The sequence below is a fragment of the Martelella sp. HB161492 genome, assembly GCF_013184775.1.
Lineage (GTDB): Bacteria > Pseudomonadota > Alphaproteobacteria > Rhizobiales > Rhizobiaceae > Martelella.
This window is the reverse complement of the sequence record NZ_JAATVV010000015.1, coordinates 65596-78640: the sequence shown is the minus strand read 5'-3', so window position 1 is coordinate 78640 and position 13045 is coordinate 65596. Positions and strand designations below refer to the sequence as shown.

Below are 13045 nucleotides of genomic sequence, written 5' to 3'. Positions count from 1 at the left end.
CAAGGCCTGTGCCTATTCTTCCCAGCCATAGACGGCGCGCGCATCATCCAGCGTGAGATAGCCGTTACGCAGGTCGCGTCTGATCGCCTCCGGGTCCCGCTGTTCCGGCGGGCCGAAGCCACCGCCATTGGCGGTCACGATCCTGATGACATCATCGGTGTTGAGCTCGACATTGGTGGCGAAAGAGAACCGGCTTCGGTCGCCATCGGCGCGCACGACCTCGACAAAATTGGTCGATCCGTCGCGTCCGCCATCAACGCCCCATGGCGGAATTCGCGATCGGGTATAGCCGACGGAGAGGAAATTCTGATCCTTGCGCACCCGGTAATGCACCTCGATCCCCTTGCCGCCGCGCCACTGTCCCTCGCCGCCAGAGGCCGCGCTCAGCGCCATCTGATCAACCGTCAGACCATAACGCGCTTCGGCGATTTCGGCCGGGCAGTTGAAGGTCTCTCCATGGAAACCGGAAAACTGGCCGGAAACACCATCATGGCCGGACCAGGCACCCCAGCCGCCGACCTGCGGCTCGACAATGGTGTAATGGCGGCCGGTATCGGGATGCGGTCCACCGACGACAGTGCCGCAGATCGAGGCGAAGTTGCCCGCTGGCAGAGTGCCGGGAAAATGCGTCGCAAGCGCGCGCAGCAGCATATCCGAAAGCCGTATTTCCACCTCGGAATAATAGCCCATGGCGCCGGGCGCCTCGACATGGAACAGCGTACCGGGCCTGGTCTTGACCTGAACCGGACGGAAGAAGCCGCCATTGCCCGGCCCGTCGGGATCGACAAAGGCCTTGAAGGCAAGCTGAACCGCGATCTCGGTCCCTTCCCGCGAGGAATTGCTGGAGCCCTTCTGCTTCGGATTTTCGGTCAGATCGACGATAAAGGCGTCGCTGGTAACGGTGAGTGTCAGGCGGTGAATGTCACCATTATCCTGCTCTTCGGCAAAGTCGAACGTACCTTCCGGCAGCCTGGCAAGGGCCGCGCGTGCACGCCGCTCGCCCAGTTCCATGAAATCATCGATCGCGGCGATGAAGGTCTCGGCACCGTATTTTTCGACCAGTTCGAGAATGCGCCGCTCACCGACCCTCAGGCCGGCAATGCCCGCCCACAGATCACCATTGAGATAATCGGGAAGACGCGAATTGACGGCAAGAATATCAAAGACCGCCTCGTTGCGCTCCCCCTTGGAAAACAGCTTCACGCAAGGGATGCGCACGCCTTCCTGAAAGATCTCCGTCGCATCCGATGACATCGACCCCGGCACCGCCCCGCCGACATCATTCCAGTGCGCGATATTGGAAAGCCAGGCAACCAGCCGCCCTTCGGCAAAGATTGGCGCTGCCAGAACCATGTCGTTCAGATGGGTGACGCCGCCATAATAAGGATCATTGGTGGCGAAGACATCGCCCGGCGAAACCTGATCGGCCGGGAATTTCTCCATGATCCCGGCAACCGCCTTGTCAAGCACGCCGATAAAGGCCGGGATGCCCGCACCCGTTGCTGCAATCTCGCCACCGGGGCCCAGCACCGCGGTCGACATGTCGAGCACCTCATAGATGATCGCGCTCATCGACGTCTTGCGCTGAGCGACGAACATCTCGTCGGCAATGGCGACCAAGGCATTCTGGATGATGTCATAGGTGACCGGGTCAAAGCTCTTCTCAACCGTCATGCTCATCTCCTGATCTCGATATGGGTATTGCCATAGGTGTCGATCGACACCCGGTTCTGCGGATGGACGACGATGGTCGTACCCGGATCCTCGATGATGGCCGGACCTTCGAAGCACATGCCCGGCTCCAGCTTCTCGCCATCATAGATCGTCGCCTCATGCACGCCCTCGGTCGCATAATCGACCGCGCGACGGCCCTTGACCGCAGTTTCAACCGCAGCCCCGGAAGCCGGCAACGGCACGATCTCAAGCTTGCCGATCTCGGCGGCGGCAATCAGATGCAGACCGATGATTTCGACCTCGGCGGCCAGACGATAGGAATATTCGCGCTCATAGATGACGTGGAAATCATCGATCATCTTCGCCATTTCGGCAGGTCCGAATGTTCCCGCGCCAACCGGCACCTCAACGGCGAATTCCTGGTTCTGATAGCGCACCCGCAAAAGCGGCTGCATGCTGATCCGCTCATCGGAGACCCCCTCGCCGGCAAATTCGTCACGGGCGAGCTTCATCGTTTCGCTCAGAAGCGTGCTGAGCGCGGCATGATCGGACTGTCCGACCAGTTTTGTGACAAAGTAGTCGCGCCTGAGATCCGACATCAGCATGCCCCAGGCGGAGAAGACCGGTGCGCCGCGCGGCACGACGACCTTTTTCACGCCCAGCTCCTGCCCCAGCGCCACGCCATGCATCGGACCGCCGCCGCCAAAGACCACCAGGGTGAAATCACGCGGATCATAGCCGCGATTGACCGAGACCAGCTTCAGCGCATTGACCATGTTGGAATTGGCAATGCGGACAATGCCGCGCGCCACATCCTCGCTTGCCTGGCCAAGCTTGTCGGCGAGCCGCCTCAGCGATCCCTCAAGCGCAGTCATGTCCGCCTCGACGGTGCCGCCGCAGAAATAGTCCTTGTTGATCCGACCGAGCCAGAGATTGGCATCCGTGGTCGTGGCATTGTCGCCGCCGCGGCCATAGGCCGCCGGTCCGGGGGCCGCCCCTGCCGATTGCGGTCCGACATGCAGCTTGTCGAATTCGTCGACCCAGGCGATCGAACCGCCGCCATTGCCGATCTCGACCAGATCGACCACCGGCACCATGATCGGATAGCCGGCAGACTTGCGGTCGCGCTCGATCCAGTAATCGGTCTTGATGGTCGCCTGACCGTCAACGATCAGCGCACATTTCGCCGTCGTGCCGCCGATATCAAGCGCCAGCACATCCGGCTCCCCGATGATCCGGCCAAGCTCGGCCGCGCCCCAGAAACCCGATGCCGGACCGCTCTCAACCATGGTGATCGGCACGGCCTTGATGGCGTCAACCGTATCGATGCCGCAGTTTGACTGCATGATGAAGAGATTGCCGCGATAGCCGCGACCGTTAAGCCCCGTTTCCAGCTTCTCCAGATAACGCTCGGCCTTGGGCTGAACATAGGCCGACAGAACGGTCGTGTTGGTGCGCTCATATTCGCGCCACTCACGGGTGATCTGGTGTGAAGCGACGGCGGTCGCTTCCGGCCAGCGCGCCTTCACCGCCTGCAGGACAGCCTCCTCATGCGCCGGATTGGCATAGGCATGCAGAAGGCAGATCGCCACAGCCTCGACTCCGTCGGCGCGGAAGTCATCCAAGATCGCATCCAGACCTGAAAGGTCGAGCGGCGCGGTTTCCTCGCCCTTGTAATTGATCCGCCCCGGCAGTTCGCGCCGCAGATAGCGCTCGACGAAGGGAACCGGCTTCTTGTACATCAGATTGAAGAAATCGGGCCGGTTGCCACGGCCGATCTCCAGCACATCCCGAAAGCCTTTCGTCGTGATCAGACCGACCTTGGCGCCCTTGCGCTCGGTCAGCGCATTGATGACGACCGTGGTGCCATGGGCGAAGAAATCCACCGATGGCAGATCAATCTCCGCCTTTTCAAGCACGTTCAGCACGCCCTGTTCGAAATCGGGCGGCGTGGTATCGGATTTGGCGGTGCGAACCGTCTGGGCGCCCGTCTCGACATCGGTTTCGAAATAGACGAGATCGGTGAATGTGCCACCGACATCGGTCGAAACACGGGTGATCTTCTCTGCCATCGCTTTACGTTCCCTTATATTTTCTGTTCGCGATTTCTGGCGTTCAAAGCTTCATGAACTTGTAGGCGCGCAGGATTTCGAAGAAGTTGCGGTGCCAGAAGGAGACCGACCGCGGCGCATTGCTGACCGCACCCGGATACCAGCTGGCCTGATAGGCATCGACCGGGTTGTTGAACTCGATCACCAGTTCGTAATCGTCGGCTTTCGGCGGCAGGCAGGCACTGAAATCGCCCGAAAGGGCCTTTTTCACGCCATCGAAAATCAGCGCCCGCGCCTTGACCGGCGACAGCGAATTGGTCGCCGGACCAATGCCTTCAGATGTCGCGACCGTGACAATGCCGGGCATCATCGCTATCGCATCCTCGCAAATGCGTTTGTCGCCCGACAGGAAAGCCGAGGGCACGCCGTAAAGGGCGGCACAGCGGGCATTCAAAGTCAGCTCGGAGGCCACCTCACCGTTCAGCAGCACGCGGGAAATGCGCAGATTGGAGGTGTGGGCCAGCGGATTGGTTTCATCCCCCGCCTTGGAATGATAGCCGGTATAGATGGCGACATCGCAATCGGCCGAAATGCCGAACATCATCTGATCGGGATGGCCCGACCAGCCGCGGATGATGCGGACATAATCCGGCAGATCACCAAGCAGAATATTGCGCGCCGTGGCATGGGCATCCTTGATGAGAACCTCATCGGCCCCCGCCTCGCGGGCGCCCTCGCAGGCGGCGATCACTTCAGCCGTCATGAATTTCTGGAACTCGGCATATTCACCGGGAATATGCTTGCGCGCCTCATCCCACATGGTGATGCCGGCGGTTCCCTCAATGTCAGCGCTCAGGAAGACTTTCATTTCATCATTATCCGATTCTCATTTGGCGCTCAGGCCAGATCACGCAGCAGGCCGATCAGTGTTTCGATGATGACCCCGCTGCCGCCGGGCGGCGAGAAGGCCGTGCCTGCACCGACATAGGACGGCCCGGCGATATCGATATGCGCCCAGTCCGTGCCCTCATCGATGAAGTTTTCGAGGAAAGCCGACGCAATCGAGGCATTGCCGTATTTGACGCCGGGCCAGTTGACCATGTCGGCAAAATCCGACTTCAGCTCGGCATGGAATTCGTCGTCGATCGGCATCGGCCAGATCTTTTCGCTGGCCTGCCCTGCCGCATGGATGACGCTGTCGCGCAAATCCGGCGCATTGCCGTAAAGCCCGGCATAACGCGTGCCGAGGCCGATCTGGACGGCATAGGTGAGGGTCGCGATATCGATCACGGTCTTCGCACCCAGCGCCCGCTGGGCGTAGCTCAGGCAATCGGCCAGCACCAGCCGCCCCTCGCAATCGGGATCACGCACCTCAACCGTCTTGCCGGAATAGGATGTCAGAATATCGCCGGGGCGGGTCGCATTACCGCTGATCATGTTCTCGGCAAGGCCGAGCACGGCAACCGCATCGCCGGCATAGCCTGTCTTCGCCAGGGCAATCATCGTCGCTGCAGCCGTTGCCGCACCGGCCATATCGCCCTTCATCTCCCACATGCCATGGACGTCTTTCAGGTGAATGCCGCCGGTATCGAAAGTGATACCCTTGCCGACAAGCGCAACAGGCGGTTTCTCGCCCGGACCGAGATGCATGACGACGGCGCAGGGCGGATTATCCGATCCCTGACCGACACCGAGATGCAGACCGCAGCCAAGCGCCTTCAGATGGCCTTCATCGAGAATTTCAACCGCAATACCGACAGCCTCGCCGGCTCTGGCAATCCGTGTGGCCATTTCCAGCGGCGACAGGACATTGGCGGGTTCATTGATCAGGTCACGGGCAAAATGGATGGCCGAGACTTCGGCTTCAAGCGCGGACAGGGCCGCAGCCTCCAGATCCGCACCGCAGATCGTCACCGACCTCAGCACCGGCGGCGCCGTGCGATAGAGATCGAAGCTATAGGCCCTGAGCGCCATGCCGCGCAGCACGTCAAGGCCACTGGCGGCGGCAAAAAGCGCAATCTCGCCGGTTTTCAGGACCTGCGGCAAAAGCGCGATCGACGCACCGATCTTGCGGAAATCCAACGGCGTTTGCGCACCGCCGGCACCGACAATGATCAGCATGTCGAGATCGGTTCCGGTCGGTGCCGGGATCGCAAGCACGTCACCGGACATGCCCCCGAATGAAGCCGCAGCCATCGCCCTTTCGATGGACCGGCCCGCATCCGTGCCGGCAAGCGACGGACAGGTCAAGCCCGGCCCGTCTTGCACGACGACGGCGATTTTTGCCTTGAGAAGGCCAGACAGGGAACTGGTGCTAATCTTGATCATGATGGTTACGACCTCCGATCAAACCGGGATGACATGGAGGTCGCGCGGCAGCTTCGAGAGGATTTCCGGTCCGTCCCTGCGCAGCACGACGATCTCTTCCAGCCTTACGCCGAATTTGCCGGGCAGATAGATGCCGGGCTCGATCGAAAAGACATTGCCTTCAAGCAGAACCGTCTCATTGGTCGCGGTGATATAGGGCTTTTCATGGCCATCAATGCCAAGCCCGTGGCCGGTGCGGTGGACGAAATAGTCGCCATAGCCCGCCTCCGTGATCACGCCGCGCGCGGCGGCATCGACATCCATCGCCCGCGCGCCGGGCCTTGCCGCAGCAAGGGCTGCCTGGACCGCCTTTTCGACGATGGCATGGACCTTCAGATAGTCCTCACCCGGCGTGCCGAGGAAAGCCATACGGGTGATATCGCTCGGATAGCCATCCTTGCGCGCGCCGATATCGATGACGATGGCGTCACCTTCCTCGATCCGGCGTTCGGAAACACTATGATGCGGAAAGGCGCCGTTGGGACCGCTGCCGACGATCCAGAAGGCGGGCTCGGCGCCTTCCGACTGGAACTGGGTGCGGATGATCGTTGCCAGTTCGCTTTCGCTCATGCCCGGACGGATCGACCGGAAGGCCAGTTCGACGGCACGGTCGTCAATCGCCGCATTGATTTTCAGCGCCTCGACTTCCGCCTCATCCTTCATCGTCCGCAAGAGGCCGATCGTCTGATCGGTAAAGCCCGTTTTCACGCCCTCCGGCAGCGCGTTCAGAAGCAATAGCGCGAAATCGGCCCGCATCGTCTCATCCAGAACGACCGAGCGGACCTTGTCGCCGCCAAGTTCGGCAAGCGCTGCGGCCATGGCCGCATCAGGGCCCTCATCATCGGACCAGACATGAAAGCCGATAGCGGATTTCTCCCGCGTGCCCTCGGCATTCAGCGCCGGCATGAGAAAGGTTTCGGTCTCCGCCGTGACCAGGAGCAGGCAGGGACGCTCATCGGCATGGGTGTGGAAACCGATCAGCCATTGCATGTGCGAGCTGGGACCGATCGCAACCAGATCAACGCCGTTGGCCTTCATCCTGTCGCGCAATGCGGCAAATCGCTTGTTCGTGTCAGTCATTGTTTCTTGCTTTCCTGGCTGTTGTCAGACCGTCACCGGTTCCGGGTTCCACACGCCATCCACATGTTCGCGCTGGAAGCGGATGCAGCGGGTAAAGTGTCCCGGCTTGACTTCCTTAAGCTCTGTCGGCTCCTGCGAACATTCTGGTCTGGCAAAAGGACACCGCGAAACCAGACGGCATTGCGGTTTGGGATCGATCGGCGAGCTCGGCTCACCGGTGAGATTGATGCGCTGCTTGACCTCGAGCGGGTGTTCGATCGGCGTCGCCGAGACCAGACCGCGCGTATAGGGATGGAAGCTTCTGGTCAGCACATCCTCAGTCGGCCCGGCCTCGACCACTTGGCCGAGATACATCACCATCACCCGCTTGGCGATCAGCCGGACGACGGCCAGATCATGCGAGATGAACAGGTAAGCAAGGTTGAACTGCTCCTGCAGATCCATCAGCAGATTGAGGATCTGCGCTTCGACAGAGACATCCAGCGCCGATGTCGGTTCATCAAGAACAACCAGCGCCGGATTGGTGGCAAGCGCACGGGCAATGCCGACGCGCTGTTGCTGGCCGCCGGAAATCTGATGCGCGTAGCGCTCGGCGTGATCGCGCCGGAGGCCGACAAGCTCAAACAGTTCGGCAACCTTGGCGTCGATTTCTCTTGGTGGCACGGTGGCATGCAGCAGCAGCGGTTCGCCGACCAGCTTGCCGACCTTGTGGCGCGGTGTCAGCGATGCAAGCGGGTCCTGAAACACCATCTGCATGCGGGCGCGCAGTGCCGGAAGCGCGGTTTCCGACACGTTGAGCAGATCGGTATCCTCAAATTCGATCGATCCGCTATCGGGTTCTTCAAGGCGCAGGACACAGCGCCCGACCGTTGATTTGCCAGATCCGCTCTCGCCAACAAGTGCGACCGTCTCACCGGCATGAATGGTGAAGCTGACATCTTCGGCAGCAACCAGTGTTCCCTTGGAAAACAGGCCCTTCTTCACCGGATAGGTCTTGCCAAGGTTCTGAACGGTCAGGATCGGACGGGTCATGCGATTTCCTTCCAGCGATGGCAGGCGATCTTGCGATTGCCGTCATCCTCCACCGGCGGCTTGGTCGTGGCACAGATATCGGCAGCAAAGGGACAGCGGGTGCGGAATGCACAGCCGGACGGACGGTTCAGCAGATCGGGAACCTGGCCGGGAATGGTCTGCAGCCGCCTTTCGCCCGCGGCATGGGCGGCGCGGGCGGCGAGCAGCCCCCTGGTATAGGGATGGCGCGGGTTGTCAAAGAGATCGACAACCGGTGCTTCCTCGACCACGCTTCCGGCATACATCACCGCAACACGGTCGCAGAGTTCGGCAACAACGCCGAGATTATGGGTAATGACGATCTGGGCCAGGCCGGTCTCATCGCGCAGCTGCTTCAGCAAACGGATGATCTGATACTGGATCGTGACATCCAGCGCCGTGGTCGGCTCGTCGGCGATCAGAAGATGCGGCCGCGAGGCCAGCGCCAGAGCGATCATGATACGCTGCGCCATGCCGCCGGAAACCTGATGCGGATAGCGCTTCAGGATCGAGGCCGGATCGCCGAGCCCGACGCTTGAAAGCAGTGCCATCGCGCGCCTGTCGGCCTCTTTCGGCTTCAGCCCCTCATGCACCTTCAGGACTTCACGCATGGTGCGGCCGATCTTGAAGACCGGATTGAGCGAGGAGCGCGGGTTCTGGAAAATCATCGCGATCTCGCTGCCGCGAATGCGCCGCATCTGATCGCTGTTCAGGGCCAAGAGGTCCTGATTGCGAAAGGTGACGCTGCCTTCGGTCACGCGGCCTGGCTTGCTGAGCAGGCGGATGATCGACATGGCAGTGACGGATTTGCCCGAACCGCTTTCGCCGACCACACCGAGGATCTCGCCGGGGCGGATCGCGAGGTTCACGTCCTCGAGAATCCGCGCCGTGCCGGCCGGCGCATCGAAGGCGACATGCAGGCCCTTGACGTCAAGCAAAGGTTCGGCGCCGGTCTGGCTGTCACGCGGGGTTGCTGTCTCTTGCATGGTCATGGCGTCCGTCATCGTGATTTCGGATCCAGAAGGTCCTGCAGGCCATCGCCGATCAGATTGAAACCCATGACGGTGATGAAGATGGCGAGGCCCGGGAAGAAGGAAATCCACCACTGGCCGGAAATGATCTGCGGTACGCCGAGGCTGATCATCAGCCCCCATTCGGGCATCGGCAGGCGCACGCCAAGGCCGATGAAGCTCAGGCCCGCCGCATCCAGAATGGCCCAGCCAAACTGCAGCGTCGCCTGGACAAAGATCGGCGCCAGCGAATTGGGCAGCAGGTGCCAGTAAAGGATGCGCCAGCGCGAGGCCCCGACACCGCGGGCCGCCAGTGCATAGACCGAGGAGCGGATCACCAGAAAGCGCGCGCGCATCAGCCGGGCATAGACCGGCACATTGACGAAAGCGATGGCGATGATGAGGTTGGGAATGCTCGGCCCGAGCACGCCGGCGATCGCCATGGCGAGGATGAAGCCAGGAAAGGCAGCGATGATATCCATCAGGCGCATCAGCACCTCGTCGAGCTTGCCGCCGAAATAGCCGGCAAAGGCGCCGACCGGACAGCCGACCAGAATACCGACAATCACCGCACCAATGCCGATGCCAAGGTCGATCCGCGCGCCATAGAGCACGCGGGAGAAGATATCCTCGCCAAAGGTGCCGGTTCCGAACAGATGCGTCAGCGATGGCGGCAGCATGCGGTCGGCGGGATTCAGCGCGTAAGGGTCATAGGGCGCGATCACCGGCGCCAGAAGACCGGCAATCAGAATGACGAGAACGATCGCCATGCCGAGTGCCGTGATCGGATTGCGCCGGCACCAGCGCAGCGCCTTTGCCAACGCTCCCGGGCCGTTTTTCGAGGTAGAGAGATTTTCGGATGTCGCATTCATTGGCCGGGTTCCCTCAAAGGCGGACGCGCGGGTCGAGCGCGACATAGAGCACGTCGACAATCAGGAAGATCAGCACATAAAGGGCGGTGGAATAGAGAATGAAGCCCTGAATGGCGGGGTAATCACTGGACGTGATCGCAGTGAAGACGTAACGGCCGAGACCTGGCCAGGCAAAGACGTTCTCAATCAGCACGACGCCGCCAAGCATGTAGCCATAGACGATTGCCGTCATCGTCATCAGTGGCAGGATGGCATTGCGGAAAGCGTGGCGCATGATGACCGATTTTTCGCTGAGACCGAGTGCACGCGCCGCACGGGCATAATCGGAATCGAGCGCCTCGATCATGCCGGAGCGGGTCATGCGGGCAAGCGGGGCCATGGCGGCAAAGCCAAGTACGGCGGCTGGCAGGATCAGCGAGGAAAAGGCCGACTTGAAGGCATCCCAGTTGCCGGTCAAAAGTGAATCCACCGTATAGAGCCCGGTAATGGTTGGCGGCGCGAAGACATAGAGCGAAATGCGGCCCTGCGGCGGCGGCATCCAGTGCAGCTTGAAATAGAAGAGATAGATGCCGAGCAGGCCGAGCCAGAAGACCGGCATGCCGACGCCGACAACCGCCAGCACCCGGGCAACGTGATCAACCCAGCTGTTGCGCCAGACGGCCGCCGCAATGCCGAGCGGCAGCGACAGGACCAGCGCGATGATCATGGCGAACAGCGTCAGCTCGAAGGTCGGCATGAAGCGCGATGTCAGATCGGAGAGAACCGGCTGGCTGGTGACGAAACTGTCGGACAGATCACCATGCAGGACGTTGTTGATGTAATGCACATATTGCAGCCAGATCGGATCATTCAGCCCTTCGCGCTCGGCGACCTGGGCCCGCATTTCCTCCGTCGCCATCGGACTGACCATCAGATCAATCGGATTGCCCGGCACGACCCTGGTCAGGCCGAAGGTGATCATGGTGACACCGAGCAGGACCGGGATCAAAAGCAAAAGTCTGCGTGCGATATAGATGAGCACGAAGCACCTCATGAAGGTCTGATGTCGGAGCGGCTGCAGGTCGCGGACGGCCCTCTCCGATCAAATTTCCGGAAGAGGCCGGCGGCACACGGCCGCCGGCATGAGGAACAGACTATTCCTTGTAGATGTACTTGAACCGCATGTAATTGTCGGACGAGTAGTAGACATAGCCCTTCACATTCGCCCGGGTCGCAACGATCTTTTGCGGCTGATCGAGGAAAATCCAGGGCGCATCGTCGACGATTTCCTTCTGCGCCTCAACGGCTGCGGCATCACGCGCCTCGATATCGGTGCTCAGCGTATATTTGTCGATGGCGGCCGCGAGATCGGGATTCTTGTAATTGGCGTAATTGCAGCAGCTGGAATTGAACAGCCAGTAGAGGTGGTAATAGGGATCGTTGTTGATCGAGGTCCAGCCCGACGAATAGAAGAAGCCAAGCGTATGCTTCTGCAGCTGTTCGGTGAAGGCGGCACCCGGCATTTCCTGAATGGTGACCTTGATGCCGGCCTGCGCCAGTGACTGCTGCGCATAGACGGCAGCCTCCTTGGCCTGCTGAAGCCCCGAGGGGATCTGCAGCGTGGTCTCGAAACCATCCGGGAAACCTGCTTCCTTCAGCAGTTCCTTGGCCTTGGCCGGATCGTTCTTGTATTTGAAGAACTCATCGGTATGGGTCGGCGTGCCGTCCGGGATCGGGCTGGTCAGCTGAATGGCATAGCCGTTCATGACCTGATCGATCATCGTATCATAGGGGAAGGCATAGGAGACAGCCTGACGCACCAGCTTGTTGTCAAAGGGCGCAACGTCATTATTCATGCCGAGATAGCCGACGGTACGGCTGGTATCGGCATGGACGGTGATATCGGGATTGTCTTCCAGCGTCTTGATATCGGTGGTCGGCAGATCATAGGCGATGTCGACCGACCCACTCAAGAGCTGGGCCAGACGGCTCGACGGATCGGGAATGATCTTGAAGATGATCCGCTGGATCTTCGGAGCCTCGCCCCAGTAATTGTCATTGCGATCCAGAACCCAGCTGTCGCCCGGCGTCCACTGGGCGAGCTTGTAGGGCCCCTGTTCCGAGCCTTCCGTGTGCGTTTTCAGCCAGTCATGGGCATAGGGATCATCGGCCGTCATATGCGGCTCAACGACCTTCGGATTGAGGATCGAATGTCCGAACTGGGCCATATTGCCGAGCAGAAGCGTGTTCGGCGTATCGACATCGAACTCGACCGTCAACGGATCGATGACCTTGACGTGATCCTTGTCCGGAACAGCCGCCATCTTGGTCAGGGCTGCGGTGACGCCGCCTTGATCGAAAATGCGGTCATAGGTGAACTTGACCGCCTCGGCATCCAGCGGATCGCCGTTGGAGAATTTCATGCCATCGCGCAGATGGAAGGTCAGAACCTTGCCGTCATCGCTCCAGTCAAAGCTTTTCGCCAGACCGCCGACAAAGCCACTCGGATCAGAGGTAATAGTGCCGTCCGTATCGGTGGTCTTGTAGTCGACAAGCCAGTCATAGACATTGGTCAGCATTTCCTGGGTGATGATGTCACCGCTGGAAAGCGTTGGATCAAGGTTCTGAATGTCGCTTGGCACGGCGACAACGAGAATATTCGGGTTCGACTGGGCAAGCGCTGTATGCGCAACACCCAGCGAAAGAGCCGCTGTCAGTGCGGCAATGGTTGGCCGCAACAGCGGAAGCTTATTGGTCAGGGTCACTAAATCATCTCCGGTTTTTATTGGACCGCTACCGTTTTCGACCGCAGCGGGCTGTTCCCATTTCTGATGAGCTATTTAATTTCCTATCCAACATTAGCTTAAGTTCCAAGACTGTCAACAGGAACGCGAACGGCCTTTTTCCTAGTCAGCGCTTACAGAGACGTGCATGTATCTGCATCTGCATTGCGCGCAACACC

10 protein-coding genes are annotated in these 13045 nt (G+C 60.3%); all 10 read right to left on the bottom strand.

The window, feature by feature from the left end; translation table 11 throughout:
• Positions 1-12 precede the first annotated feature (12 nt).
• Entirely contained in the window at positions 13-1674 is a 1662-nt protein-coding gene (locus HCK86_RS21075) for a hydantoinase B/oxoprolinase family protein (RefSeq protein WP_210259990.1), read from the bottom strand.
• 2 nt (positions 1675-1676) lie between these two features.
• Complete coding sequence (locus tag HCK86_RS21070; RefSeq protein WP_176086457.1) at positions 1677-3746, bottom strand: hydantoinase/oxoprolinase family protein; 2070 nt, start codon at positions 3744-3746, stop codon at positions 1677-1679.
• Between the two features lie 43 nt (positions 3747-3789).
• The gene (locus tag HCK86_RS21065; protein WP_176086456.1) at positions 3790-4593 is read right to left on the bottom strand and encodes a M55 family metallopeptidase; all 804 of its coding nucleotides are present in this window, start codon (positions 4591-4593) and stop codon (positions 3790-3792) included.
• Positions 4594-4622: 29 nt separating this feature from the next.
• Positions 4623-6053, bottom strand: a complete 1431-nt coding sequence (locus HCK86_RS21060; protein ID WP_176086455.1) for a M17 family peptidase N-terminal domain-containing protein — start codon at positions 6051-6053, stop codon at positions 4623-4625.
• Positions 6054-6071: 18 nt separating this feature from the next.
• The gene (locus HCK86_RS21055) at positions 6072-7172 is read right to left on the bottom strand and encodes a Xaa-Pro peptidase family protein (RefSeq protein ID WP_176086454.1); all 1101 of its coding nucleotides are present in this window, start codon (positions 7170-7172) and stop codon (positions 6072-6074) included.
• 24 nt (positions 7173-7196) lie between these two features.
• Entirely contained in the window at positions 7197-8204 is a 1008-nt protein-coding gene (locus HCK86_RS21050; protein WP_176086453.1) for an oligopeptide/dipeptide ABC transporter ATP-binding protein, read from the bottom strand.
• Positions 8201-9208 (bottom strand): ABC transporter ATP-binding protein, encoded by a 1008-nt coding sequence (locus HCK86_RS21045; RefSeq protein ID WP_176086452.1) that lies wholly within the window; start codon positions 9206-9208, stop codon positions 8201-8203. The genes HCK86_RS21050 and HCK86_RS21045 overlap by 4 nt, the downstream gene beginning before the upstream one ends.
• 14 nt (positions 9209-9222) lie before the next feature.
• The gene (locus HCK86_RS21040; protein WP_176086451.1) at positions 9223-10104 is read right to left on the bottom strand and encodes an ABC transporter permease; all 882 of its coding nucleotides are present in this window, start codon (positions 10102-10104) and stop codon (positions 9223-9225) included.
• Between the two features lie 13 nt (positions 10105-10117).
• Positions 10118-11125 (bottom strand): ABC transporter permease, encoded by a 1008-nt coding sequence (locus tag HCK86_RS21035; protein WP_176086450.1) that lies wholly within the window; start codon positions 11123-11125, stop codon positions 10118-10120.
• Positions 11126-11237: 112 nt separating this feature from the next.
• Positions 11238-12848, bottom strand: coding sequence for an ABC transporter substrate-binding protein (locus HCK86_RS21030; RefSeq protein WP_176086449.1), 1611 nt, complete (start codon positions 12846-12848; stop codon positions 11238-11240).
• Positions 12849-13045: the final 197 nt, after the last annotated feature.